Origin of the sequence: Aquibium microcysteis (assembly GCF_014495845.1) — a bacterium.
Taxonomy (GTDB): domain Bacteria; phylum Pseudomonadota; class Alphaproteobacteria; order Rhizobiales; family Rhizobiaceae; genus Aquibium; species Aquibium microcysteis.
The window spans coordinates 6,084,784-6,109,263 of the sequence record NZ_CP061080.1 but is presented as its reverse complement, the minus strand read 5'-3'; the positions used below and the strand labels follow the sequence as shown (position 1 = coordinate 6,109,263).

At 70.1% G+C, this 24,480-nt stretch carries 23 protein-coding genes; 16 read left to right on the top strand and 7 right to left on the bottom strand.

Translation table 11 applies throughout. From position 1 onward, the window contains the following. Positions 1-15 precede the first annotated feature (15 nt). Entirely contained in the window at positions 16-1,572 is a 1,557-nt protein-coding gene (locus tag IAI54_RS28775; RefSeq protein ID WP_187970429.1) for a proton-conducting transporter transmembrane domain-containing protein, read from the bottom strand. Positions 1,573-1,669: 97 nt separating this feature from the next. On the opposite strand from IAI54_RS28775, the gene IAI54_RS28770 reads away from it, so the two are divergent. The 9 genes from IAI54_RS28770 to IAI54_RS28730 all read left to right on the top strand — a co-directional run bounded on the left by IAI54_RS28770 (position 1,670) and on the right by IAI54_RS28730 (position 10,878). Further along, the gene (locus tag IAI54_RS28770; RefSeq protein ID WP_187970428.1) at positions 1,670-2,554 is read left to right on the top strand and encodes a LysR family transcriptional regulator; all 885 of its coding nucleotides are present in this window, start codon (positions 1,670-1,672) and stop codon (positions 2,552-2,554) included. 63 nt (positions 2,555-2,617) lie between these two features. After that, positions 2,618-4,210, top strand: a complete 1,593-nt coding sequence (locus IAI54_RS28765) for an ATP-binding protein (protein WP_187970427.1) — start codon at positions 2,618-2,620, stop codon at positions 4,208-4,210. After that, on the top strand, positions 4,207-4,839 hold the full coding sequence (locus IAI54_RS28760) for a response regulator transcription factor (protein ID WP_187970426.1): 633 nt from the start codon (positions 4,207-4,209) through the stop codon (positions 4,837-4,839). The genes IAI54_RS28765 and IAI54_RS28760 overlap by 4 nt, the downstream gene beginning before the upstream one ends. A gap of 115 nt (positions 4,840-4,954) precedes the next feature. Further along, positions 4,955-5,347: a response regulator gene (locus tag IAI54_RS28755; RefSeq protein WP_187970425.1), complete on the top strand. Its 393-nt coding sequence runs from the start codon at positions 4,955-4,957 to the stop codon at positions 5,345-5,347. A 62-nt stretch (positions 5,348-5,409) separates the two neighbouring features. After that, a complete protein-coding gene (locus tag IAI54_RS28750; RefSeq protein WP_187970424.1) occupies positions 5,410-6,066 on the top strand; it encodes a hydrolase in 657 nt (218 codons plus the stop codon). 64 nt (positions 6,067-6,130) lie between these two features. Next, positions 6,131-6,415 (top strand): XapX domain-containing protein, encoded by a 285-nt coding sequence (locus tag IAI54_RS28745; RefSeq protein WP_187970423.1) that lies wholly within the window; start codon positions 6,131-6,133, stop codon positions 6,413-6,415. A 42-nt stretch (positions 6,416-6,457) separates the two neighbouring features. Continuing rightward, on the top strand, positions 6,458-8,326 hold the full coding sequence (locus IAI54_RS28740) for an amidohydrolase (RefSeq protein WP_187970422.1): 1,869 nt from the start codon (positions 6,458-6,460) through the stop codon (positions 8,324-8,326). 3 nt (positions 8,327-8,329) lie between these two features. After that, positions 8,330-9,928, top strand: a complete 1,599-nt coding sequence (locus IAI54_RS28735; RefSeq protein ID WP_187970421.1) for an MFS transporter — start codon at positions 8,330-8,332, stop codon at positions 9,926-9,928. A gap of 131 nt (positions 9,929-10,059) precedes the next feature. Beyond that, positions 10,060-10,878, top strand: a complete 819-nt coding sequence (locus tag IAI54_RS28730) for an alpha/beta fold hydrolase (RefSeq protein WP_187973401.1) — start codon at positions 10,060-10,062, stop codon at positions 10,876-10,878. Positions 10,879-10,973: 95 nt separating this feature from the next. On the opposite strand, the gene IAI54_RS28725 is transcribed toward IAI54_RS28730, so the two are convergent. Then, complete coding sequence (locus IAI54_RS28725; protein WP_187970420.1) at positions 10,974-12,482, bottom strand: sensor histidine kinase; 1,509 nt, start codon at positions 12,480-12,482, stop codon at positions 10,974-10,976. A 418-nt stretch (positions 12,483-12,900) separates the two neighbouring features. Between IAI54_RS28725 and IAI54_RS28720 the strand changes: the two genes are divergently transcribed. Further along, positions 12,901-13,533 (top strand): FecR family protein, encoded by a 633-nt coding sequence (locus tag IAI54_RS28720; protein WP_235679201.1) that lies wholly within the window; start codon positions 12,901-12,903, stop codon positions 13,531-13,533. A 100-nt stretch (positions 13,534-13,633) separates the two neighbouring features. Here the strand turns inward: IAI54_RS28720 and hdaA are convergent, their stop codons facing one another. Genes hdaA through IAI54_RS28705 form a run of 3 tightly spaced genes read right to left on the bottom strand, consistent with a single transcriptional unit; the run spans position 13,634 to position 16,032 of the window. After that, entirely contained in the window at positions 13,634-14,341 is a 708-nt protein-coding gene (gene hdaA / locus IAI54_RS28715; protein ID WP_187970418.1) for a DnaA regulatory inactivator HdaA, read from the bottom strand. Between the two features lie 4 nt (positions 14,342-14,345). Further along, positions 14,346-15,503, bottom strand: coding sequence for an AI-2E family transporter (locus IAI54_RS28710; protein ID WP_187970417.1), 1,158 nt, complete (start codon positions 15,501-15,503; stop codon positions 14,346-14,348). Beyond that, positions 15,475-16,032 (bottom strand): CDP-alcohol phosphatidyltransferase family protein, encoded by a 558-nt coding sequence (locus tag IAI54_RS28705; RefSeq protein WP_187970416.1) that lies wholly within the window; start codon positions 16,030-16,032, stop codon positions 15,475-15,477. The genes IAI54_RS28710 and IAI54_RS28705 overlap by 29 nt, the downstream gene beginning before the upstream one ends. A 276-nt stretch (positions 16,033-16,308) precedes the next feature. On the opposite strand from IAI54_RS28705, the gene purM reads away from it, so the two are divergent. Beyond that, the gene (purM, locus tag IAI54_RS28700) at positions 16,309-17,373 is read left to right on the top strand and encodes a phosphoribosylformylglycinamidine cyclo-ligase (RefSeq protein WP_187970415.1); all 1,065 of its coding nucleotides are present in this window, start codon (positions 16,309-16,311) and stop codon (positions 17,371-17,373) included. Beyond that, positions 17,370-18,086 (top strand): phosphoribosylglycinamide formyltransferase, encoded by a 717-nt coding sequence (gene purN / locus IAI54_RS28695; RefSeq protein ID WP_187970414.1) that lies wholly within the window; start codon positions 17,370-17,372, stop codon positions 18,084-18,086. The genes purM and purN overlap by 4 nt, the downstream gene beginning before the upstream one ends. Here purN and IAI54_RS28690 read toward each other — a convergent pair. Beyond that, positions 18,076-20,274: a sensor histidine kinase gene (locus IAI54_RS28690; RefSeq protein WP_187970413.1), complete on the bottom strand. Its 2,199-nt coding sequence runs from the start codon at positions 20,272-20,274 to the stop codon at positions 18,076-18,078. The two genes, purN and IAI54_RS28690, sit on opposite strands and share 11 nt — an antisense overlap. Here IAI54_RS28690 and IAI54_RS28685 point away from each other — a divergent pair. The 4 genes from IAI54_RS28685 to IAI54_RS28670 all read left to right on the top strand — a co-directional run bounded on the left by IAI54_RS28685 (position 20,242) and on the right by IAI54_RS28670 (position 23,224). Beyond that, positions 20,242-20,871 (top strand): response regulator, encoded by a 630-nt coding sequence (locus IAI54_RS28685; protein ID WP_187970412.1) that lies wholly within the window; start codon positions 20,242-20,244, stop codon positions 20,869-20,871. The two genes, IAI54_RS28690 and IAI54_RS28685, sit on opposite strands and share 33 nt — an antisense overlap. Positions 20,872-21,043: 172 nt before the next feature. Continuing rightward, complete coding sequence (locus tag IAI54_RS28680; protein WP_187970411.1) at positions 21,044-21,409, top strand: hypothetical protein; 366 nt, start codon at positions 21,044-21,046, stop codon at positions 21,407-21,409. A 167-nt stretch (positions 21,410-21,576) separates the two neighbouring features. Further along, positions 21,577-22,185: a LysE family translocator gene (locus IAI54_RS28675; protein WP_187970410.1), complete on the top strand. Its 609-nt coding sequence runs from the start codon at positions 21,577-21,579 to the stop codon at positions 22,183-22,185. Positions 22,186-22,279: 94 nt separating this feature from the next. Beyond that, the gene (locus tag IAI54_RS28670) at positions 22,280-23,224 is read left to right on the top strand and encodes an acetamidase/formamidase family protein (protein WP_187970409.1); all 945 of its coding nucleotides are present in this window, start codon (positions 22,280-22,282) and stop codon (positions 23,222-23,224) included. Positions 23,225-23,437: 213 nt separating this feature from the next. Here the strand turns inward: IAI54_RS28670 and IAI54_RS28665 are convergent, their stop codons facing one another. Then, entirely contained in the window at positions 23,438-24,478 is a 1,041-nt protein-coding gene (locus tag IAI54_RS28665) for a Gfo/Idh/MocA family protein (RefSeq protein ID WP_187970408.1), read from the bottom strand. Positions 24,479-24,480: the final 2 nt, after the last annotated feature.

The window sequence follows — 24,480 nt, the reverse complement described above, 5'->3', positions numbered from 1 at the left end:
GTCGATCTCCGTCGATCAGAGGGTCTTCGAGGTCCGGAACCCGCCGATGAGGCGGTCCACGGCGGCGTTGAGATAGAGGCCGTTGGCGACGTGGACGCGCAGCCCCGCGGCGGCGGGGTGATGCGCCCAGAGCGGGAACAGCGACTGCGCCACGGCGATCAGCCCGAAGGAGCCGACGGCGACGACGACGAGCGCCCATTCCAGCGGCCCCGGTGCGGGCGGGGCGGGAAGGCTGGCGCCCCAGAGCAGGCCGGCGAGCACGTGGAAGCCGAAATAGCCGAAGGCGGCGGCGAGCGCGGCGAGGCCCGTCCGCCGCGTGAGCGCTGCCGGCGCGGCGTCGGCCAGGCCCTGCGCCACCAGATAGGCCACGCCGAAGATCAGGATGGCTCCCAGCGCCAGCGCCTGCGGCGCCTTGGGCGCGGCGAACCAGCCGAAGACGAGCGCCACGACGGCATAGACGGCGAGCGCCAGCGCGAAGGCGCGCAGGACGGCCCCGCCGCCAGGCACCGCGACGGGACCGGGGCGCCGCGTGGCGGCGACCGCTTCGACCGCGCCGCCCGCCGCCAGGAAGGCATGCGCCTTGTAGAGCGAATGGGCGACGATGTGCAGCAGCGCCAGCGTCCAGAGCCCGAGGCCGCACTGCAGCAGCATGAAGCCCATCTGGCTCACGGTCGACCAGGCGAGCGCGGTCTTCACCGCGCTCTGCGTCAGCATCACCATGGCGCCGAAGAGTGCGGTGAAGCCGCCGAGCATGACCAGCGCCGCCATGGCGCCCGGGCTCGCCTGAACCGGCTCGGCGAGCCGGATCAGGAGCACGCCGCCCGCATTGATGATGCCGGCGTGCAGCAGGGCGGAGACCGGCGTCGGCGCCTCCATGACCTCGGTCAGCCAGCCGTGCAGCGGGAAGGCCGCCGTCTTGAGGGCGGCGGCGATCACCACCAGCGCCACCGCGACCTGAGCGGCCGGCGGCATGGCGAGGGCGACGGACTGTGCGAGCGTCGCGAGATCGGTGGTGCCGTAGGCAATCCAGAACAGCGCCGCGGCGAGCGCGAGCAGGAGGTCGCCGCCGTGCCAGACGAGCGAGAACTTGGCCGCTGCCCGCCGCGCCTCCGGGCGGCCGGGGTAGAACATCAGGAGCCGCCGGAGCACGACGCCGATCGTCACGAAGACGAGGAGCATCAGCGCCAGACTGCCGGCCTGCACGAGCAGGAGCACGGCGGCGAGCGCGGCGAGCATCAGGCCATGGAAGGAGCCCTCGCGCGCCTCGCCGTCGAGGTAGCTGCGCGAATACCGCACCACGACCCAGCCGACGAAGGAGACGAGAGCCGCCATGGTCGCACCGACCGCGTCGAGCCGGAAGGAGAGGATGCCCTGCGGTCCGAACGCCAGTTCCGTCGTTCCACCGGTCGCGACCTGGACGATGCCGGCCAGGGCGAGCGCGAGAGCCGCCAGGGCGGCCGCTTCGGCCAGGCGCGGCAAGCTCCCGGGTCGCGCCCCCGGACGCAGGAGGAAGACGGCCGCGACGGCCAGCAGCAAGGGCGCGGCCAGCAAAGGCAGGGGCAGCATGGGCATTCCGGATCTCCGATTGGCGGGATGGGCCGGAGATAGCGCTTGCCGAACTTCCAGAAAAATACATAATATAGGAGATATAGTTCTATCAGATCGAATTATGTCCCTGCTGAACCTGCACCATTTGCGCCTGTTCCGCGCCGTGGCGACCGATGGCACGCTGACACGGGCGGCCGGGAAGCTGAACCTGTCGCAATCGGCGCTCTCCACCCAGATCCGCACGCTCGAGGACAGCCTCGGCCATGCGCTGTTCGAGCGCCGCGGCCGCGGTCTGGTCCTGACGGAGGCCGGGCGGATCGCGCTCGACCATGCCGAGGCGATCTTTCGCGCCGCCGACGACCTCACCGCCACGCTGCGGGAGACCGGGCGGACGCGGCGGGCGCTGCGGGTCGGCGCGCTGGCGACGCTGTCGCGCAACTTCCAGATCCGGTTCCTGCGGCCGCTGATCGGGCGGCCCGACGTCGAGGTGGTGCTGCGCTCGGGCAGCCAGGCCGAACTGCTGCGCGGACTGGAAGGGCTGGCACTCGACGTCGTCCTGACCAACCTGGCGCCGGCGCGCGACGCGTCCAGCCCCTGGCTGATCCACAGGCTCGACGAACAGCCCGTCGGAATGATCGGCACGCCCCGCCGGGTCGGGCCGGAACCGCGAAGCCTCGCCGATCTGATCGCCGCCGAGCCGCTGATCCTGCCCGCGCCGGACACGGCGCTGCGCGCGGCCTTCGACGCGCTCACCGCGCGGCTCGGTCTCGCGCCGACCGTGGCGGCCGAGGCCGACGACATGGCCATGCTGCGTCTGCTCGCCCGCGAGGATGCCGGCCTCGCCGTCATCCCGCCGATCGTCGTGCGCGACGAGCTGGAGGCGGGCTTCCTCGTGGAAGCGGCGACGCTCGACGGCATCCGCGAAAGCTTTCTCGCGGTGACGCTGCAGCGGCGCTTCCCCAACCCGCTGCTCGACGAGGTGCTGCGGCAATCGGCAGGCCGGTAGATTCATCGCCCTCGGCAAGGTCCCGCAATTCCGCTACCGTGACGGCCGCAGATCGCTGAAGGGGTGACGGGACTGGAACTGCAGCCTTATCTCGTTTCGAACACGCCGCCGACCCGGCCGCAGACGATGCTGGCGACGGGGATCGCGGCGTCGCTCGGCTGCGCCACGCTCGTTGCGATCCCTTTCGCGGACGTCCGGCTCGACGGGACCGAGCCCGTCCTGCCGGCCTATGCCGCCGCGCTTGCGGTCGTGGAGATCATGACGGGCGTGCTGCTCTTCGCCACGCTGACGCTGTCGCGCCACCGCGCGGTGACGGTGCTGGCGGCGGGCTACCTCTTTTCCGGGCTGCTGGCGATCCCGTGGGCGATCTCGTTTCCCGGCGTTTTCCCGGCGCTCGGCCTCGACGTCGACGTCCAGAGCACGGCAACGCTCGCGGCCGTCCGCCGGCTGGGTTTCGCCTCCTCGCTCGCTGCCTATGCCGCGCTGCGGCTCGCGGACGGGCCGGAAGCCGGCTCCGGCCAGTCGAAGGGCGCCCTCCTGGCCTGCGTCTTCGCCGTCGCCGTGGCGGCGATCGCCGTCTCGGTGCTCGCCCTGTCGGGCTTCGACGGGCTGCCCCGGTTCATGGCCAATTCCCGCGAGGTCACGCCGCTCTGGTCCTACGTGCCGGCAGCGGCGATGACGCTCTACGTGCTTGCGGCCGGGATGCTGCTCGCCGCCCGCAGATCGGTCCTCAACCTGTGGGTAACCGTAGTCGTGCTGACGCTCGCGATGGAACTGTTCCTCCTGTCCTATGTTTCCGGCGGGACGCGGCTGACGATCGGCTGGTGGGCCGGGCGCGTGCTGGGGCTCGCGTCGGCGAGCATGGTGCTGACGGTGCTGGTCTCCCAGACCGCGCTCCTCTATGCCCGTCTGGCGGACGCGACGGCCCGCGACAGGCAGGATCGCGAGGCGCGGCTGACGGTCATGGAAGCGCTCTCGGCCTCGATCGCCCACGAGATCAATCAGCCCCTGTCCAGCATGGTCACCAACGCCTATGCCGCGCTGCGATGGCTGGAAAGACCCGAGCCGCACGTCCCGGAAGCGAAGGAAGCCCTGCGGGACATCGTCGGCGACGGCCACCGGGCCGGCCGGATCGTCGAGGAGACGCGCGGCATCTTCCGCAAGGCGGGCGGCGAGCGGGAGCGGCTCGACCTCGCCGTCGTGCTGGACGAAGCGCTCGACCGGCTGCGCTACGACGTGGCGCGCGCGGGCGTCCGTATCGCAGTCGAGTCCTTCGGGGAGCCGGTTCCGGTGTCGGGAAACCGGATCCAGCTGGAGCAGGTGGTCTGCAACCTCGTCACCAATGCGCTCGAGGCGCTGCGCGGCTTCGTCGGTCGCGAACGGCTGGTCACGATCCGCTGCCGCCGCGAGAGCAGCTGGGCGGTGATCTCGTTCGCCGACAACGGGCCGGGCGTCGCGCAGCCGCAGGCCGCCCGGATCTTCGATCCGTTCTACTCCACGAAGTCCGACGGCATGGGCATGGGGCTGATGGTCTGCCGCACGGTGATCGAGGCGCATGGGGGCCAGCTGTGGCTGGAGCCGGGCGCGGGAGCGGGCGCGACCTTCTCCTTCCGGCTCCCGGTGCTGGAGAACGGCCGCGACGAGGGCCGCTCATGACGACGGGGACGACGGTCTACGTGGTGGATGACGACGACGCCGTCCGCGCCTCCATCGACCGCCTGCTGCGATCGGTCGGGCACGCGGTCGAAGGCTTTCCCGCCCCGCAGGCCTTTCTGGCCGCGCCGGGCCACGCCCGCCCGTCCTGCCTCGTGCTCGACGTGCGGCTGCCCTTCATGAGCGGCCTGGAGTTCCAGCGCGACCTCGCGCTGCGCGGGATCGACATCCCGATCGTCTTCATCACCGGCCATGGCGACGTTCCGATGTCGGTCGCCGCCATGAAGGCCGGTGCGATCGAGTTCCTGACGAAGCCGTTCCGAGACCAGGACCTGATCGACGCGGTCCACCGCGGTATAGAGCTCGACCGGCAGCGCGCCGGGGCCCGGCAGGCACTCGACGAGATAGGCGGCCGCCATGCCTCCCTCACCGTCCGCGAGCGCGAGGTGATGGCGGCCGTCGTCGCCGGACTGATGAACAAGCAGATCGCAGCGCTGCTCGACATCAGCGAGGTGACCGTCAAGGTCCACCGCGCCCAGGTGATGCGGAAGATGGGCGCCACCACGCTGCCCGAACTCGTGCGCCAGGCCGATCGCCTCGGCCTTCCCACACCAAAGTATCAAGCACCCTAACCGACCGCATAATTGCGCCCAACCGCCCGGCCGCGCGAAGGTCGCGTGCAGGAAAAGCGTGTCCTGCAGCGAGAAGGCGGCCCGTTCGGGCCGGCCGTCGCGGAACTGGACGAGGATGGTCGACGAACCCCTCATCGCGGTCATCGACGACGATGCCTCGGCGAGGAGGGCAGCCCGGTCGCTGATCGGATCGCTCGGCTTCCCGGTCGTGACCTTCGCATCCGCGGAGGATCTGATGGCGTCCGGCACGGTCGAGACCGTGGCCTGCCTCGTCGTCGACCTGAGGATGACGCAGGTGATCGCGGACGGCCTCCGGCAGCGCCGGGCGAGCGGCGGAGGCTCGGTGCCGATGATCGCCACGACCCGGCTCGCGCCTGACGCGACGCATCGCTGGATGCGGGACGCCGGGATCGTCGTCTGCCTCGAGAAGCCGCTCGAGCCCGAGCGCATGATGCGCGCGCTGCGCGCCGCACTGGAACCGGACGCGCCGCGTCCCGACGCCACCTGAAGCGCCGCCGCGAGCGGTTTCACTTACGGCCCGAGAAGGCCTTCGACACAGAGGAACGAACGATGACCCCGACTGCCTCCGCCACCCCTGCCCCCGCGCTCCTCACGCCGGACAACCATGTTCTGGTGATGATCGACTTCCAGTCGCAGATGGCCTTCGCGACGAAGTCGATCGACGCCGTGCAGCTTCGCAACAACGCCGCGCTGGTGGCGAGTGCCGCCGCCGGGTTCGGCGTTTCCGCCATCCTCACCACCGTGGCCGAAAAGTCCTTCTCCGGCCCGATGTTCGACGAGATCGGCGCCGCCTTCCCGGGCAAGCCGATGCTCGACCGGACCTCGATGAACACCTGGGAGGACGCGGCCGTCATCGCCGAGGTCAACCGGATCGGCAAGGGCCGGATCGTGCTGTGCGGCCTCTGGACGAGCGTCTGCATCGTCGGGCCGGCGCTGTCGGCGCTGGCGCAGGGCTTCGAGGTCTGCGTGATCGCGGACGCCTGCGGCGACGTGTCGGACGAGGCGCACGAGCGAGCGATGGAGCGGATGATCGCCGCCGGCGTGCAGCCGATGACGTCGCTCCAGTATCTGCTGGAACTGCAGCGCGACTGGGCGCGCGCGGAGACCTACGACCTGACCACCGGGATCGCCAGGCGCCTCGGCGGCGCCTACGGCCTCGGCATCATCTACGCCAAGACCATGTTCGGCGCCTCGGAAGGCCACTGATCCTCCGAAGCAGGCGGGCTCGCGCGAAACGCCGGAGCCGCCGTTCGACCGGGAGCGACGCGACATGCGCATCTACCTTCTCTCGCTCGGCGCCGGGCTGCTGGTCGGCGTCGTCTACAGCCTGCTCGGCGTGCGCTCGCCGGCCCCGCCCATCGTCGCGCTGGTCGGCCTGCTCGGCATCCTCATCGGCGAGCAGGCGGTGCCGATGGTGCGGCAGATGCTGCGCGGCGCCCCGGTGACGGTCGGATGGTTCGTCGAGCACAGGCTGCCGCATCTCTGCGGCGAACTGCCGAAGGGGACCGACGCCCGCGCCGATCGCCGGGAGCCCGGCGGCCGGTCGGCAGGCTGACGGCGCCACGCCGCGGGACACGAACGAAACCGGGAGACCGCCATGACACCCGACCTGGTTCTCTACAACGGGCGCATCACGACCCTCGACCGCAAGCGGCCGGCGGCGAGCGCCGTCCTCATCCGCGACGGCCGCTTCGAGGCGGTCGGCGACGACGCGGCGATCCTGGCGACGGCCGCGCCGGACACGCGGCGCGTCGATCTTCGCGGCCGCCGGGTGCTGCCCGGGCTGATCGACAACCACACCCACGTCGTCCGCGGCGGACTGAACTTCAACATGGAGCTGCGCTGGGACGGCGTCACCTCGCTCGCCGACGCGATGGACATGCTGCGCCGGCAGGTGGCCATCACGCCGCCGCCGCAATGGGTGCGCGTCATCGGCGGCTTCACCGAGCACCAGTTCGTCGAAAGGCGCCTGCCGACGCTGGACGAGATCAACGCGGCCGCACCCGACACGCCGGTGTTCCTGCTGCATCTCTACGACCGGGCGCTGCTCAACGGCGCGGCGCTCAGGGCCGTGGGCTACGACCGCGACACGCCCAACCCGCCCGGCGGCGAGATCCAGCGCGACGCGCGCGGCAACCCGACCGGGCTGCTGCTGGCACGGCCGAACGCCCGAATACTCTACGCGACCCTCGCCAGGGGACCGAAGCTGCCGCCGGACTACCAGCTCAATTCCACGCGCCATTTCATGCGCGAGCTGAACCGGCTGGGCATCACCGGCGTCATCGACGCCGGCGGCGGCTTCCAGAACTACCCCGAGGACTACGAGGTGATCCGGCAGCTCGCCGCGGCCGGGCAGATGACGGTGCGGCTCGCCTACAATCTGTTCACGCAGAAGCCGAAGCAGGAGAAGGAGGACTTCCTCGCCTGGACGCGCAGCGTCACCTACCGGCAGGGCGACGACTATTTCCGTCACAACGGGGCGGGCGAGATGCTCGTCTTCTCCGCCGCCGACTTCGAGGACTTCCGCGAACCCCGCCCCGACATGGCCGCGTCGATGGAGGACGACCTAGAGGGTGTGGTCCGCATCCTGGCCGAGAACCGCTGGCCCTGGCGGTTGCACGCGACCTATGACGAGACGATCAGCCGCGCGCTCGACGTCTTCGAGAGGGTCGCGCGCGACATCCCCTTCGACGGCCTGCACTGGATGTTCGACCACGCCGAGACGATCTCGGACCGCTCGATCGACCGGGTCGCGGCGCTCGGCGGCGGCATCGCCACGCAGCACCGCATGGCCTATCAGGGCGAGTATTTCGTCGAGCGCTACGGCGCCGCGGCCGCGGAGGCGACACCGCCGATCGCCCGCATGCTGGACAAGGGCGTGCCGGTCTCGGCGGGTACCGACGCGACGCGCGTCGCCTCGTACAATCCCTGGGTCTCTCTCGCCTGGATGGTGACCGGCCGCACCGTCGGCGGGACCACGATCACGCCACCGCGCAACCGGCTCGACCGCGAGACCGCGCTGCGGATGTGGACGGAGAAGGTCGCCTGGTTCTGCAACGACGAGGGCCGCCGCGGCCGCATCGAGCCCGGCCACCTGGCCGACCTGATCGTCCCGGACCGCGACTATTTCAGTGTGCCCGAGGCCGAGATCTCGCATCTCGTCTCCGAGCTGACGATGGTCGGGGGCAAGGTCGTGTGGGGCGCCGGCGACTTCGCCGCCCTGGACGAAAACCCGCTGCCGCCGGCCATGCCCGACTGGTCGCCGGTGCGCCGCTTCGGCGGATACGGCGCCTGGGCGGAGCCGGGGGCGACCGGATCGGCGCAAGCCTTCCGGCGCATCGCCTGCGGCTGCGCCGACGCCTGTTCCGTGCACGGCCACGATCATGCGCGCGCCTTTGGCGCCGCACTGCCGGTCGGCGACCCGAAGGGATTCTTCGGCGCGCTCGGCTGCGCCTGCTGGATCTGACCGATGGAGCGCGCGAAACCGGTCTCCGCACCCGCCGGCGCCTTCGCGCCGCTCGCCGGCCGCGTGTTTCTCGTCCTGTGGGTCGCCACGATCGTCGGCAATGTCGGCAGCTTCATCCGCGACACGGCGAGCGGCTGGCTCGCCACCGATCTCAGCGCCTCGCCGGCCGCGATCGCCACGGTCCAGGCGGCCGCGACGCTGCCGGTCTTCCTGCTCGCCATTCCGGCGGGCGTTCTGTCCGACATCCTCGACCGCCGCCGCTTCCTGATCGCCATCCAGCTCTTCCTGGCCTGTGTGAGCATCGCGCTCATGCTGCTCGCCGCCAGCGGCCTCACCTCGCTCACGGCCCTCGTCGCGCTGACCTTCTTCGGCGGCGTCGGCGCCGCGCTGATGGCGCCGACGTGGCAGGCGATCGTGCCGGAACTGGTGGAGCGGCCGATGATGAAGCAGGCGGTGGCGCTCAATTCGCTCGGCGTCAACATCGCCCGCGCCATCGGGCCAGCCGCCGGGGGCCTGCTGCTGGCCGTCGCCGGTGCGACGGCGACCTATGCCGTCGACGTCGCCACCTACGCGCTCGTCATCGCCGCGCTGTTCTGGTGGCCGCGCGCGCCGCACGGCGCCGATCCGCTCGCCGAACGCTTCGGCGGCGCCTTCCGTGCCGGTCTGCGCTATGCCCGCGAAAGCCGCGAGCTGCACCGCGTGCTCCTGCGTGCGGCCGCCTTCTTCCTCTGCGCCAGCGCGGTCTGGGCGCTGCTGCCGCTGGTCGCCCGCGAGGTGCTGGGCGGCGGCTCCGGGCTCTACGGCCTGCTGCTCGGCGCCGTCGGCCTCGGCGCCATCCTCGGCGCGGTGCTCCTGCCGCGGCTGCGCGGCCGGCTCGGCGCCGACGGCGTGCTTCTCGCCGCCGCGCTGGCGACCGCCTTCGTCATGGCGCTGCTCGCCGCCGGGCCCGCGCCCTGGCAGGCGCTGCTTTTGCTGCTCGTCCTCGGCGCGGCATGGATCGGGGCGCTGACGACGCTGAACGCCACCGCGCAGGCCGTGCTGCCCGACTGGGTGCGCGGCCGTGCGCTCGCGGTCTACCTCACCGTCTTCAACGGCGCGATGACCGCGGGCAGCCTCGCCTGGGGCGGCGTGGCGCAGGTCGCCGGCATCGCTCCGGCGCTGCTCCTCGCGGCGGCCGTGCTCGCCGGCGTCGGGTTCGCGTTCCACCGGGCGAAGCTGCCCGAGGGCGACGCCGACCTGATGCCCTCCCACCACTGGCCCGAGCCGCTGGTGGCGGCCGAGATGGAGGGCGATCGCGGCCCTGTGCTCGTCACCATCGCCTACCGGGTGAGTGCCGCCGACCGTTCGGCCTTCCTGGAGGCGATCCACCGGCTGTCCCGCTCGCGCCGCCGCGACGGCGCCTTCGCCTGGGGCATCACCGAGGACGTCGCCGATCCCGAGACCCTGCTCGAATGGTTCCTGGTCGCGTCCTGGGCCGAGCATCTGCGCCAGCATCGCCGGGTCGCCGGCCGGGATGCCGACCTGCAGCATGCGGTGCAGCGCTTCCACGCCGGCGGACAGCCGCCGGTCGTGCGCCATTTCCTCACCCTCGATCCGGCCTGAAGGAGACAGCCATGCGGCTCCAGCCCAACCGACGCCAGACGCTCGCCGGCGCCGGCGCACTCACCCTTTCCCTCGGCCTGCCGTTCGGCGGCAGCGCCTTCGCAGTCCAACCCACCACAGGAGACATGACCATGGGCACGATCACGACGAAGGACGGCACGACGATCTTCTACAAGGACTGGGGCTCCGGCCAGCCCATCCTGTTCTCGCATGGCTGGCCGCTGTCCGGCGATGCCTGGGACGCGCAGATGCTGTTCTTCGGGCAGAACGGCTACCGCGTCATCGCCCACGACCGGCGCGGCCACGGCCGCTCGAGCCAGCCCTGGGACGGCAACGACATGGACCAGTATGCCGACGACCTCGCCGAACTGATCGAGAAGCTCGACCTCAAGGACCTGATCATGATCGGGCACTCGACCGGCGGCGGCGAGGTGGCGCGCTATATCGGCCGCCACGGCACGGCCCGTGTCTCCAAGGTGGTGCTGGTCGGCGCGGTGCCGCCGCTGATGCTGAAGACCGACGCCAATCCCGAGGGCACGCCGATCGAGGTGTTCGACGGTATCCGCGAGGGCACCGCGCTGAAGCGCGCGCAGTTCTTCCTGGATCTGACGATGCCCTTCTACGGCTTCAAACGCGAGGGCGCGACGGAGCAGCCGGGGCTGCGCGAGAAGTTCTGGCTGCAGGGCATGGCGGGCTCCATCAAGGGCCACTACGACTGCGTCCACGAGTTCTCCGAGGTCGACTACACCGAGGACCTGAAGAAGATCGACGTGCCGGCGCTGGTGATCCACGGCTCCGACGACCAGATCGTGCCGATCGCGGCCTCGGCCGAGAAGGCGGTCAGGATCCTGCCGCAGGGCACGCTCGCCGTGTTCGACGGCGGACAGCATGGTCTGGCCGAGCTGGAGCCGGAGAAGTTCAACGGGACGGTCCTCGACTTCATCCGCTGAGCCTCGGCCCGGAAGAGGCCGCCGCAGGGCGGGCCTCTTCCGGCATGGTGGGCGCCGAGGTCACGAACGACCCTCGCCACGGCCCGGTGCGCGGATCAGTCCGCGACCGGGATTTCCATGCCGACGCCGAAGGTCGGCCCCTCCGAGTGGCGCAGGACGCCGTTCCATTTGCGCTCGACGAGCGCGCCGATCAGCTTCGAGCCGAAGCCGCTGCCCCCTGTCGCCGGTCGTGCCGCCGCGTCCGCGTCGTCCCAGTCGAGGACGAAGACGCGCGTTCCGTCGTCACGCAGGCGGAAGGCCCAGCCGACCCGAACGGTGCCTTTCCGGCGCCCGAGCGTCCCGTACTTCATCGAGTTGGTGGCCAGTTCGTGCAGCACGAGGCCGAGGTCGAAGCACAGTTCCGGCGGCAGCAGGACGTTGCGTCCTTCGGCCGTCACCCGGTCGCCGAACGGCTTCAGCGTTTCCGCCACAAGTTCGGCGAAGGGGGTCGACGACCAGCCGCCGCGCGCGACCACGTAGTTGGAGCGCGCCAGCGCGCTCAGCCGGTCGCTGAAGGACCTGCGGGCCGTCTGGGCATCGGCATCGGCGCCGAAGGTCTGGCTGGCGATGCTGTTGACCAGCTGCAGCATGTTCCCGGCCCGATGCGCCATCTCGCGCATGAGCAGCAGCCGATGGTCGGCCGCTGCGGCCTGACGCGCGGCGCCGGCGACGATGTGGGCCAGCGACTGGAGAAATTCGGCGTCGGCGTCGTCGAAGGTCCTGACGTCGCGGGAATGGATGCCGAAGACACCGAAGGGACGTGCCTCCGGACCGGGGATGGTGACGGAGACGCCGCTCCGCACGCCATGGTCGTGCAGGAGTTGCGGGCCGGTGAACCGCTTCTCCGATCGGAGATCGCGGACGATGACGGGAGCGGTGTCGAGCAGGGTGAAGCCGGCCTGCGAGTCGCGGTCGATGCCGACCTTTCCCTGCCCGACGAGACCGTCGGCCCAGCCGATGCCTGCGCGGAGCATCAGATGATCGGCCGCGTCGGCGAACTGCAGGATCTTGGTCAGCGGTACGTCGAGCACCTCGGCCGCCAGGCGCACGGCTTCGTCGAGCACACCTTGCAGATCGGTCCGGCCGAGCGCGAAAGAACCGAAACGCGCGACGGCGCGCTGCTGGCCGAGGATCCGCTTCAGCTGCCGTTCGTTGCGGACGCGTGCCGAGACGTCCTGGCAGACCCCGGTGAGGTATCGGGCGCCGTCCGCCCCCTGCACGATACCGCCCGCAGTCTCGATCCACACCTCCGCACCGTCGGGCCGGGGCGCGGTCCGGTAGACCGCACGGTACGGATCGCCGGTCTGGATGCAGGCGTTGATCTTTCTCCACACGCCCTCGGCGTCTTCGGGGTGGAGGTCGCGCTGGAAGCTCGCAAGGCTGCCGTCGAAGGATCCCGGCGGAAGATGGTGGACGGTCTCGAGGTTGCGGGTCCACTGCAGGCGGTCGCCGTCGATGCGCCAGCGCCATATGCCGGCGCCGCCGAGACGCAGGCCGTCGGCCAGCGCACCGGCATCCGAGAGGAACGTATCGGCCCCGGCGGATATCTCTTCGATCGTCTTCATTCGTCGATCCTAAAGCATCGCCTGGGCAATGAACATTGAACGTTTCCCGAAGGGGCCACGCCGAGACGCGCGAACGTCGGCAGAGGGCGAAGGTTCCCACGGTCCCGCGCCCGCGACCGCCGACAACGCGCCGTCGGCGCCCCGGGACCGACATTGCCGTGCGGGAGAAGCCGTCTAGACCTCGAACGCACGCCGGCTCAGGCGCCGCGTGAAGCAGCGATTGCTTCGGCTATGAATACTCGCTAATATACTGCCGGGGCGATGCTCTTTCGGGTATACGTCGATGCCATTACACTGGAAGCCACTTCTTCTCGCGGGCTTTTTTGCGCTCGCACCTTCTCACGCGCCGGCGGCCGAACAGGTCGGGGAGGCGGTTCTCATCAACCGGACGGTATCGGGTGACGGACGAAGGCTTGCCGTGCGGTCGCCCGTTCATCGCGACGAACGGATCGTCACGTCCAGCACGGGCATCGGCGAATTCCTCTTCCGCGACGGCACGAAATTCGCGGTGGGAATGAATTCTTCGGTCGTGATCGACAGTTTCGTCTATGCCGGCGACCGCTCCTTCAAGGATCTGACGCTGAAGGCCGCGAAGGGGAGTTTTCGCTGGATCAGCGGCGGGTCGCCATCCTCCGCCTACAAGATCAATACCCCCGCCGGCATCATCGGCGTTCGCGGGACGGCGCTCGACATCTACGTGGGCGACGGCGGGCTGACCGCGGTGGTGCTGCTGACGGGGGCGGCGCGCTTCTACGGGCGGAGCGGCTGCCAGGACCTGCAGCGACGCTGCGACTACGTCATCGCGACGCCGCAGGGCGCGATCACGCGGCCCGCGCGGGTGACCCAGGGTGTGCTGCGCCAGCTCTCCAACGTCTGGGCGCTGCCATTCCTGACCGGCGACCAGTCCCTGTCGCAGGGCTTCCGCACCGGACCCAGCTGCGGTTTCGCCAGCGCCACCGCGCCGAGTTCCTCGGAAGGCCGCGACGGCGCCGGCTCGCCGAGCCCCGCTCCGTCTCCCGACGACGGCGAAGGCAACGATCCGGACTACTGAAGCGGGCGGAGCGTGTCGGAAAGATCGCGGTACGCTTCAGGAGCAGCCGATCCGCGGCCAGGCCAGGCCGGCCGGAGATCCGGCCGCCTCCTGGCGGACGTCAGAGGTCGAGTTCGCTCTGCCCCTGATCCAGCGCCGTGATGACGCCGGCGGCGAGCGAGCGGGTGACCCGCGTCTTCTGCTCGAGCGCGATGCGGTCGAGCTGATCGACGACGCGGCCTGCGGTCGACAGCGAACGCTCGATGCGCGAGATCAGATAGGCGACGACGTGGGCGTCCACCTCGACCTGGCGGTCGGCGAAGAGCTTGGTGATGACGCCGGCGAGCAGGAGGTCGTCCGGCTCGCCGATCCCCACGACGGTGGCGGCGCGCAGGCGCGAGGTGAGGTCGGGCAGCGTGACGCCCCACGCGGCCGGCAGGACCCGCGACGTCAGGAGCATGTGGGAGCCGGCGGCGCGGACCTGGTTGATCAGATGAAAGAGCGCGGTCTGGTCGATCGTGCCGGCGGCGATGCCGTCGACCACGATCGCTCTTCCTTGCTGCGCCGCCTCCTGCCCCTGCCCGAGCCGGTCCGGCGCCAGCCGCACCGCGTCCGCCGCCTGGGCCCAGACCTCCGCCAGATGCGACTTGCCCGAACCGGCGGGTCCGGTGAGGATCGCGACGGGGGCTGCCCAGTCCGGCCAGCGGTCGACGAGTGCCACGGCAGCCGCGTTGGCCGGCGAGACGATCAGGTTCTCGCGCGACAGTTCGGCATGGTGGCCGAGATCGAGCGGCAGTTGCCGCGCCTTGCGGTCCGGTGTCCGCGGCATGGACCTACTCGGACCTGACGGCTGGATCGGCGGGGAGATCGCCGGTCTGCCGGTGGCCGCGATACAGCGGCGAATCGAGGTAGCGGCCGAGCGCGAAGCGGACGAGCACGGCCACGGCGGCCGAAGCCGGGACGGCGAGCAGCAGGCCGACGAAGCCGAACAGCGAGCCGAAGGCGAAGAGCGCGAACATGAGCCAGACGGGATGCAGGCCGACGCTCTTGCCGACCAGCTTCGGCTGCAGGATGTTGCCCTCGACGAACTGGCCGGCGAAGAAGATGGCGGCCACCGCCGCGACCATCGTCCAGTCCGGCCAGAACTGGACGAAGGCGACGCCCACCGACAGCACCAGGCCGACCAGCGATCCGATGTAGGGGATGAAGCTGATCAGACCGGCGAACAGGCCGATCAGCAGCCCGAAATTCAGGCCGACGATCGTCAGGCCGATCGCGTAGAGGACGCCGAGGATGATGCAGAGCGTGCCCTGCCCGCGCAGGAAGCCGGCGGTGGCCGTGTTGATGTCGCGCGCCAGCCGGCGCACCGTGCCGACATGGTCGCGCGGGACCCAGCTGTCCACCTTGGCGATCATGCGGTCCCAGTCGAGCAGCATGTAGAAGGCCACGACCGGGGTGACGACGAGCAGGCCGCCGATGTTGATGATGGCCAGCCCGGAGGTCCAGAGCGACTGGAACAGGCCGGTCAGGAAGCCGGCGCCCTGCGAGATCAGGCCGCTCAGCGCCTCGCGCAGGCTCTGGGCGTTGACGCCGATGGTCCGCTCCAGCCAGCCCGGATCGAACTCGGTGATCAACGCCTGCAGGGTGGCCAGATAAGCCGGCAGATTGGCGGCGAAGCCTGCGAACTGGGTTGCGAGGATCGGCACGATGACCATCAGCGCCACCACGAAGGAGACGAGGAAGGCGAAGAGGATGACGATGGTGGCGGCGAGCCGGGACAGGCCGTGGCGCTCCAGCCAGTCGGCCACGGGATCGAGGAAATAGGCCAGGACCATGCCCGCCACGAAGGGCAGCAGGATGGAGCTGAAGACCAGCAGGAAGGCGATCACCGCGACGAAGGCGCCGAGCCAGAACAGGATCTGGCGCGTCAGCGACGCCTTCGGCGCCGGTTCGGCCTCCGCATCAGTGCCGGGTGGGGTCGCTCTCGCCATTGCCGTTCATATGCCTGAGCCAGGCCACGAGATAGGCTGCCGCCGAAGCGACGGTCAAGAGCCCGGTAAGCAACACCAGGGCATCGCGCAGATTGTCGATCGCCGAGGCGAAGGCGAGTTCGCCGAGCACCAGCGCCGCGAGCACGATCTGGGCGGTGGTGTTGGCCTTGGAGACGAAGAGCGGCTTCACGACGACCGGATTGCCCATCACGTAGGAGAGCAGCACGGCGCCGACGATCAGGGCATCGCGCGAGACGACGGCGATGACCAGCCACAGCGGCAGTTCGCCCATGTGGCCGAGCACGACGAAGACCGAGACGAGCAGGAGCTTGTCGGCGATCGGATCGAGATAGGCGCCGAGTTCCGAACGCTGGTCGAACTGGCGCGCGATGAAGCCGTCGACGCCGTCGGAGATGCCCGCGACGATGAAGCCGGCGAAGGCCCAGTCGAGTTCGCCCGACATCAGCGCGTAGACGACGCCCGGAACGAGGATGAAGCGAAGGATCGTGATGACGTTGGGAATGGTCACGGCACTGTTCCGGCGGGGAAGGCTCCGCCCGGCGCTGCAGCCTGCCAATCGTGCCTGCGCGCCGGGGTCGACCTTCCGGTTGCGGGCGTACATGGCGGCTCTGGCGCCGGGCTTCAAGCGGCCAGCGCCGTCTTGCCCGCAGTCCAAGCCGGAGCGTCTCCCGGGGCAGGAAACCCGACGGCCTGTGGCGCAGGAATGGCCGCGCCTTCTTGCGGAGGCTCGCCCCTTCATGCGATGGACCCGGCACGACTGGCCCAATCGCGACGGGAACACGGCATGAGCGAGGGAAAGAACGGGCTCACCTATGCGCAGGCCGGCGTCGATATCGATGCCGGGAACGCCATGGTGGAGCTGATCAAGCCGCTGGTGCGCCAGACTCGCCGGCCGGGCGCGGACGGCGAGATCGGCGGCTTCGGCGGATTGTTCGACCTGAAGGCGGCGGGCTTCACCGATCCGGTGCTGGTGGCCGCCAATGACGGGGTCGGCACCAAGGTCAAGATCGCCATCGAATCGGGCATCCACGACACGGTCGGCATCGACCTCGTGGCGATGTGCGTGAACGACCTCGTCGTGCAGGGCGCCGAGCCGCTGTTCTTCCTCGACTATTTCGCGACCGGCAAGCTCGACCCGCAGCAGGGCGCGGCGATCGTCAGGGGCATCGCACAGGGCTGCGTGATGGCCGGCTGCGCGCTGATCGGCGGCGAGACGGCCGAGATGCCCGGCCTCTACGGCAAGGGCGACTACGACCTCGCGGGCTTCGCCGTGGGCGCGGCCGAGCGCGGGCAGATGCTGCCCTCCGACGACGTCGTCGAGGGCGACGTGATCCTCGGGCTCGCCTCGTCGGGCGTGCATTCGAACGGCTTCTCGCTGGTGCGGCGGATCGTCGAGAAAACGGGGCTTTCCTGGGACGATCCGGCCCCCTTCGCGCCCGGGAAGACGCTGGCGCAGGCGCTGCTCGAACCGACGCGCATCTATGTCCGACCGCTGCTGCACGCGATCCGCAACACCCATGGCATCAAGGCGCTCGCCCACATCACCGGCGGCGGCTTTCCCGACAACATCCCGCGCGTGCTCACCGAGGACTGGGCGGCCGAGATCGACCTCGAGGCCATCGACGCGCCGCCGGTGTTCGGCTGGCTGCAGAAGACGGGCGGCGTGGCCGATCTCGAAATGCTGCGCACCTTCAACTGCGGCATCGGCATGATCGCGGTGGTGGCCGCCGGCCAGGCCGCGCAGGTGGCGGCCGTGCTGGCGGAGGCCGGCGAGACCGTGACGCCGATCGGCCGCATCTGCCCGCGCCGCGACACGGGCGTCATCTACCGGGGGACGATCGACCTATGAACTCGAGAAAACGCGTCGCCATCCTGATCTCGGGCCGCGGCTCGAACATGGAGGCGCTGATCGCTGCGGCGGCCGGTGACGACTACCCGGCCGAAATCGTAGGCGTGATCGCCAACACGCCGAAGGCGCGCGGACTGGAATCGGCGCGCATGCGCGGCATTCCGACCCGCATGGTGCCGCAGCGCGACTATCCCGACCGCGCAGCCCATGACGAGGCGATCGGGGCGGTGCTGGAGGAACTGGGCGCGGAGATGGTCTGCCTCGCGGGCTACATGCGGCTTCTGACGCCTGCCTTCGTGGAACGCTGGGCCGGCCGGATGATCAACATCCATCCCTCGCTGCTGCCGGCCTTCCCCGGGCTCGACACGCATTCCCGCGCGCTCGCGGCCGGCGTGCGCGTGCACGGCGCCACCGTGCATTTCGTCACCGAGGCGATGGACGACGGCCCGATCGTCGCCCAGGCGGCCGTGCCGGTGCTGGCGGGCGACACCGCCGACGCGCTCGCCGCCCGCGTGCTGAAGGCCGAACACAGGCTCTATGCGCAGGCGCTGGCCATGGTCGCGCGCGGCGAAGCCCGCGTGGAAGGCGGCCGCACCGTGTTTTCGGCCACCAGCGACTGGGGCGCGGAGGATGCGCTCTATTCGCCCGCCCCCGATGCGCCGGTGAGCCTGGAGACGCTGGACCTGGAACGGCTGGCGCGGTTCACGCCGTAGCGGCAGGCGCCGGCAGCGGCGCAGCCGTCGCAGCGCCGTCGTCTCTCCGGGCCGGCGCAACGCCGCGAAACGTCGGTTCCCCGGCGGGGAATTCCGGCTCGATGACCCGGGCCGGTCCGCCACTCAGTTCGATGCGGATGCTCGCGCCCGTTCGCCGTCCGTCGCAGGCCGTCACCCGCCAGCCATGGGCGGCGGCGGTCTCTCGCACCACCGCGAGCCCGAGACCGCTCCCCTCGGCCGTGGAGCGGTCGCGCTCCAGCCGGCGCCCGCGATTCAGCGCGTCCTCGAACACCGTGCCGCTCAGTCCCGGACCCGTGTCGTGGATTTCCACGCGATGGCCCGGGCCGTGACGCCGCAGGCCGATCACGACCCGCCCCTCCGGCGTGTACTTGATCGCGTTGGAGACCAGGTTGGCGACGATGCGCATGAGCGGATAGGCCGCCACGGCGGCGTCGGGCGCGGCGAGAACCAACCGGAGTTCGATTCCTCTGGCCTGCGCCTCCGAGGCGAACATGTCGGCGGTGCCGCGCAGGACGTCGTGGAGGCCGGGCTCCCCCGGCTCCGCGCCATGCGCCGGCGCAGCCGGTTCGCTCTCCCCGCCGGGCGGGAACGGACGATCGGCAGAGACCGTATCGCCATCGTCGACCAGCCGCTCGGCGACCAGCCGTTCCATGTAGTCGAGGGCAGCCTCGATCTGCGCCGCATCCATGTTCCTGTCGGCCTGATCCAGGAACATCTGCCGGACGGAAAGCCGCAGGGCGTGCATCGGCTGGCGGAGATCATGAGCCGTGTCCATGGCACTCTCGGCCCGCCGCCGCTCCAGCGCCCGCGCCTGGGCGTAGCGCTCCTCCAGCAGCGCCAGACGCTCGCCGAGCGCGAGGTTGCGCCGGGCCTCCGCGAGGTTCTCCTCCAGGGCCAGCCGCCGCGACTGGCGCAGCTGGTTGAACCGGTCGACGATCGCGAGGCCCATCATCATGGCCTCGAAGACGAGTGCGATGCGCACCGCGTCGTACAGGTTGAACCGCTCCGGCTCGAGGCCGAAGGTGTGCCGCGCCGTGAACAGGCCGGAGGGAATGACCGTCGCGAGCCAGCCGAGGACGTAGAAGCGCACCTCGCGGAAGCGCGTCCGTGCCGCGACCAGGCCCGCGACGAGCAGCGTCATCGTGGTGATCGAGATCATGATGACCAGCAAGCGCTTCAGCAATTGCGGATCGATGGCCCAGAGCACGACGTCGAGGAGGAGGACCGATCCGACGACGGTCTGCAGGACGCGGTGCATGCGCGGATGGTGGACGGCGGTCTGCAGGATGGCCATCGCGAACAGGCCGCCGAAGACCATGACTCCGGATCCGACCACGACGGAGGCCATCGAGTTGAACCCTGGCCAGTACGGCCAGAGGTACTGGAAGGCGATGCCGTCGGCATGCGCGACATAGAGGAACACCGAGAGCAGATAGGCCGCGTAGGCGGCGAAGACCATCTGCCGGAACATCACCAGCGCGAGCAGCGCCGCGGCGATGAGGATGCCCATCATCCCGTAGAAGACATAGTTCTTGGCGGCGTTCAGCCGGGCCTGGACGGCGAAGCTCTCCGGCGTTTCCACCGACATCGGAAGCCGCGACGCCCCTTGCGAATAATAGGCCACGAGAAGCGTCGCCGCCTCGCCGGGTGCCAGTGCGAAGGGCGCGACCATCTGGGGATAGTCGACCGGACGTGCGGTGAACGGGCTTTGCGTGTCGAGATCGAGGAGCGTGACGCTTTCGCCGCCGGCACCGATCCGGTAGACGGCGATCCGCTGGGTGAAATTGGCGTGGACGAAGAACGACCAGTCTTTCGTATCGGCGGTCCTGTTCGCCACGTCCACACGCAACCATATCCGCGCCGGGGTGTATCCGAAGTCGGGCACGGGGCCGGGCAGCGGCTGCATGGCAACGGCGGCAGGTTCGACGAAGTCGTCGACCTCGAGCGTCCAGTCGTGATCGAGCACGTACTCGAAATGGCGCGCCAGCATATCAATGTCCGCAGGACCTGATAAGATCAGCGGGCCGCGATCATCAGCTTCGGCTGGCGCGGCGAGGAGCGTCATGAGCATCGACAGGACGAGCGGGATCAGGAAGCGCAGGACGCCGGACCAGACCGGGGCGGGAGCGCTCCGGTGAGGAAGAACGTCCTCATTGCGGACGACCATGCGTTCGTCTCCTGGGGGCTCGCCAAAGCCCTCTCGGCTCTCGATGACGTCGATATCGTCGGCTCGGTCAACAACGGGATCGACGCGATCGTCGACATCCGCAAGAAGAAGCCGGATTGCGCAATCCTGGACTACAATATGCCGGGCGCGAACGGACTGGAAGTCTTCCTGGAGTGCAAGCGCTGGTCTCCGCAGACGCGCTTCGTCCTGCTCACCGGCTCGGTCTCAGCCCCGACGATCGTCAAGCTCGTCGAGGCCGGGATCCACGGCGTGTCGCTGAAGGACGGTTCGGAGACCGATATCGTCGACATCGTCCGCCAGGTGCTCGCCGGCCGGACGGCGATCGGCGCCAGCGCGCGGCGGCTGATCGAGACGCCCGGGCAGACCCTGCCGGTCACGGATCGCGAGCTCGCCGTCCTGCAGGCCATTGCGCGCGGTCACACCAATGCCAGCGCCGCCGAGGCGCTCGGCGTCAGTCCGAAGACGATCGACAGCCACCGCACGAGCCTGATGCGGAAGTTCGCGGTCAACTCCACCGCCGCCCTCCTGCTTTCCGCGGTGCGCGCCGGGCTTCTCGACCCCGCCAGCATCCGCTGACGCGCCCGCGCGCGACAGCCGTCATCCCCCCTGCCGCAGCGTCAATTCAGGTGATCGCCTGATAGGCCGGCGCCGCGCTTTCCGCTGAATTGGCCCCTGTCGAACGGTTGCTTCGACGCGGCGCAAGGCCCGCCCCGGGCCGATGCGGAAACAGGGATCGGTGGAGATGGACATGATGGGAACTTTCGTGAACCGCGGAACCCTCGGCGCAGGCGTCGTCGCCCTTGGCCTGATCGCGGGCGCCGTCGGGCTTGCCGGTCCGGCGGCGCGGGACTGCCTGTCCGCTGCGGCGATGCAGCCAGCCGGCCGGGCCGAGCCCGTCCGCGCCAAGGTCCGTCCGGCCTATGCCACGCAGACCGTCGGCTCGACCGTCGACGGCGCCACGCAGCCCCGCGCGAGGAACCGGCCCGTCAGTGCCACCTCCGGCGACGCGACCGCTGCGGCGACGAATGCCCCGCATCGCAGCAGGAGCCGTCCCGTGTCGGCTTCGGCGGCGAAGGATGTCCTGCCCGACAGGGCGGCCGCCGCCTGCGCCTGACCGGCCGGCGCGTCTCGAACGACTTGCGGGACGCCGGACGGCCCCGCCCCCCTTTGCATCGCCCGAACGATCCGGCCGGAACGCCCTGGGGAGGAACCCGGGAGGGCGCCCGGCCGACGACCGGGCGCGGCCACATCCGATGGCCGCCTTTCTTCCGGGAGGAACCCATGGACCACTCTGCCCTCTTCGCCTATTCCGGCGCGCTCGCGGCCCTGACGGCCGCGCCCGGACCGGTCGTGGCCGTGCTCGTCGCCCGCTCGCTCGGCCGCGATTCGACGGGTGCCGCAGCCTTTGCCGCCGGGCTCTGCCTCGGCGACGTCCTGGCCGTCTGCATCGTGGCGCTCGGCGTCGGCGTGTGGGCCGAGGGCCGGCCCGACCTGTTCTCGGCAGCGAAGTACATCGGCGTCGCCTATCTGATCTGGCTGTCGGTCCGGATGTGGAACGACGCCTCCGGCCTCGCCGCCGGCGAGGAGCGGCGGACGGGCTGGCTGGCGTCGGCCTGCGCCGGCGTCGCCCTCTGTCTCGGCAACCCGTCGACGCTGCTGATCTACATCCTGCTCCTGCCGACGGTCGCGCCGGCCGGCATCGCCGACCTTCCGCAGCTGGCCCTGCTCGTGCTGGTGACGTTCGTCTCCGTCGGCGCGGTCTTCTTCGGCACGATCGTGCTCGCCCGGCAGGTCGACCGGCTCTTCGCGTCGCCCCGCGCCTCCAGCCGGTTCAGCCGGATCTCCGCCGCCCTGATCGCGCTGACCTCGATCTGGGTGCTGGCCTCCTGATCGCGGCGCGCAGCGGTTGCGGGGCTTGATCCGCCGGCCGGTTCTGACCCACACTGCCCTCGCCACCGCCGGGGATGGCATGGGAACGGACGACATGGCGCATCGCTGCGATCACACGCTGCACAGGACCATCCACCACCACGGCTGGAACAACGCCAACCCGCCGGCGATCCGCATCGCGCCGGGGCAGACGGTGGAGTTCGACACGATCGACGCCTCCGGTGGCCAGATCTCGCCGGTCTCCGGCGTGGAGGCGGTGCGCAAGCTCGACTTCGCCCTGGTGAACCCGGTGACAGGACCGGTCTACGTGGACGGCGCCGAGCCGGGCGACGCGATCCGGGTGAAGATCCTCGGCTTCAAGCCGAGCGGCTGGGGCTGGACGGCCAACATCCCGGGCTTCGGCCTGCTCGCCGACCAGTTTCCCGATCCGGCGCTGCATCTGTGGAGCTACGCCACCACCTCAATGGGTCCCGCCGCCTTCGGGCCGGGCGGGCGGGTGCCGTTGAAGCCGTTCCCGGGCACGATCGGCCTCGCGCCCGCCGCGCACGGCACCCATTCCATCGTGCCGCCGCGCCGGGTGGGCGGCAATCTCGACGTGCGCGACATTTCCGAGGGCGTGGAACTGTGGCTGCCGGTGGAGGTGGCGGGCGGACTGTTCTCGGTCGGCGACATGCATGCCGCGCAGGGCGACGGCGAGATCTGCGGCACGGCGATCGAAAGCCCGATGTCGGTGGCGATCTCGTTTAACCTCGAGAAGCGCGCCAACCTGAAATACCCCCGCTTCCGCACCCCCGGCCCGGTGACCCGCCACCTCGACGCCAAAGGCTACGACGCCACCATGGGCATCGGCCCCGACCTGATGACCGCCGCCCGCGAAGCCGTCTCGCAGATGGTCGACCTGCTGTCCCGCCGCACAGGCATGGCCGCCGTCGACGCCTACATGCTCTGCAGCGTCGCAGGCGACCTGCGCATCAGCGAGATCGTGGATCAGCCGAACTGGGTGGTATCGTTCTATTTTCCGCGGGTGGTGCTGGAGTAGAGGGGGGTATGGGGGCGGCTGCGGAAGGTCTCGTACTCCCGGCAGCCATTCAAACGGGGCATCGTCTTCGACCGTAAGCCGGCCTTTCGGTGCAATCGGACGGGCGCTCCGTGTTGCCGCACATCAACCGCTTCTTCCCCGCGCCGCGACACGCGCCTGCGATCAGCCGAGAACCGCGGCCAAGGTCTTCGCTTGCATCGATCGCAGGCCGCCCTACGACCCGATCACCACGGTCGCGCCGGTTCGCGCTGATTGCTTGACGGCTTCGACGACCCTGAGCGCCTGGAGACCGTCGCGTCCGGAGACGAGCGGCGCTTCTTCTCCGCGCACCACGGCGGCGAACTGACGGATCTGACGCCGCAACGGATCCTCGAACCCGAACGGCACATGCGTCGCGTCGATCGGTTCCCACCAGCTGCGCCGGCCGCGATTGCGCCAGAGACGCAATCGCGGCAGTTCCAGGGAGCCGTGCGTCCCGCCGATCAGATAGCAGTGCTGGTCCGTGGGCGGATAGGAAGGGTTCTCACGCGCGGTCAGTTCCCAGCTCCAGGGAGCGACGATGGCGTCCGACACGTTGATCGTGCCGAGCATGCCGTTGCGGAACTTCATGCTGACGACTGCCGTCTCCTCCACGGCATTGCCGCGGACGGCGTTCGATTCCCAGGCGTGGATGATATCGATCTCGCCACAGAGATAATGCACGAGGTCGATGTCGTGGATCATGTTGAGATAGACCGGGCCGGCGCCCGGCATCCGCCGCCAGTCGGTTTCGAAATAGTCGTCCGGCTTGCAGAGCCAGGTCACGCCGCTGAACGACAGGAGATTGCCGATCGCGCCACCATCCAATTCCGCCTTGGCGCGCTGAATCAGCGGATTGTGCCTGCGGTGATGTCCCACCAGCACAGGCGTGCCGCGGGTATCGGCGGCGCGGATGATCGCTGCGGCTGCCTCGGAATCGGTAGCGACGGGCTTTTCGATCAGGACGGGGAGCCCGGCGGCGATGCATCGCAGGCTGTTTTCGGCATGCAGCTGGTTTGGCGTGGCGACGATGACCGCGTCGGCGAGGCCCCGTGAGATCGGATCGTCCAGGTCGATGAAATGCGGCACGCCGCGATCGGCCGCGTATGCCGCAGCGCCCGGCGCCGGATCGACGATGGCGGCCAGCTGCGCTTCGGGCGTTTCGAGGATGGCTTCCACGTGCCTGCGGCCGATCTGTCCCGCGCCGGCGACTGCTATCCTGATCTTCTGCCGCATCG

Bases quoted from the DNA above. Each gene is read 5' to 3' on its own strand.
- IAI54_RS28750 (WP_187970424.1), top strand. From the start codon at position 5,410: ATGACCCCGACTGCCTCCGCCACCCCTGCCCCCGCGCTCCTCACGCCG.
- IAI54_RS28730 (WP_187973401.1), top strand. From the start codon at position 10,060: ATGGGCACGATCACGACGAAGGACGGCACGACGATCTTCTACAAGGAC.
- IAI54_RS28725 (WP_187970420.1), bottom strand. From the start codon at position 12,482: ATGAAGACGATCGAAGAGATATCCGCCGGGGCCGATACGTTCCTCTCG.
- IAI54_RS28680 (WP_187970411.1), top strand. From the start codon at position 21,044: ATGATGGGAACTTTCGTGAACCGCGGAACCCTCGGCGCAGGCGTCGTC.
- IAI54_RS28710 (WP_187970417.1), bottom strand. From the start codon at position 15,503: ATGGCGAGAGCGACCCCACCCGGCACTGATGCGGAGGCCGAACCGGCG.
- purM (WP_187970415.1), top strand. From the start codon at position 16,309: ATGAGCGAGGGAAAGAACGGGCTCACCTATGCGCAGGCCGGCGTCGAT.
- purN (WP_187970414.1), top strand. From the start codon at position 17,370: ATGAACTCGAGAAAACGCGTCGCCATCCTGATCTCGGGCCGCGGCTCG.
- IAI54_RS28755 (WP_187970425.1), top strand. From the start codon at position 4,955: ATGGTCGACGAACCCCTCATCGCGGTCATCGACGACGATGCCTCGGCG.
- IAI54_RS28675 (WP_187970410.1), top strand. From the start codon at position 21,577: ATGGACCACTCTGCCCTCTTCGCCTATTCCGGCGCGCTCGCGGCCCTG.
- IAI54_RS28690 (WP_187970413.1), bottom strand. From the start codon at position 20,274: ATGGTCGTCCGCAATGAGGACGTTCTTCCTCACCGGAGCGCTCCCGCC.
- IAI54_RS28775 (WP_187970429.1), bottom strand. From the start codon at position 1,572: ATGCCCATGCTGCCCCTGCCTTTGCTGGCCGCGCCCTTGCTGCTGGCC.
- IAI54_RS28735 (WP_187970421.1), top strand. From the start codon at position 8,330: ATGGAGCGCGCGAAACCGGTCTCCGCACCCGCCGGCGCCTTCGCGCCG.
- IAI54_RS28665 (WP_187970408.1), bottom strand. From the start codon at position 24,478: ATGCGGCAGAAGATCAGGATAGCAGTCGCCGGCGCGGGACAGATCGGC.
- IAI54_RS28770 (WP_187970428.1), top strand. From the start codon at position 1,670: ATGTCCCTGCTGAACCTGCACCATTTGCGCCTGTTCCGCGCCGTGGCG.
- hdaA (WP_187970418.1), bottom strand. From the start codon at position 14,341: ATGCCGCGGACACCGGACCGCAAGGCGCGGCAACTGCCGCTCGATCTC.
- IAI54_RS28760 (WP_187970426.1), top strand. From the start codon at position 4,207: ATGACGACGGGGACGACGGTCTACGTGGTGGATGACGACGACGCCGTC.
- IAI54_RS28670 (WP_187970409.1), top strand. From the start codon at position 22,280: ATGGCGCATCGCTGCGATCACACGCTGCACAGGACCATCCACCACCAC.
- IAI54_RS28745 (WP_187970423.1), top strand. From the start codon at position 6,131: ATGCGCATCTACCTTCTCTCGCTCGGCGCCGGGCTGCTGGTCGGCGTC.
- IAI54_RS28740 (WP_187970422.1), top strand. From the start codon at position 6,458: ATGACACCCGACCTGGTTCTCTACAACGGGCGCATCACGACCCTCGAC.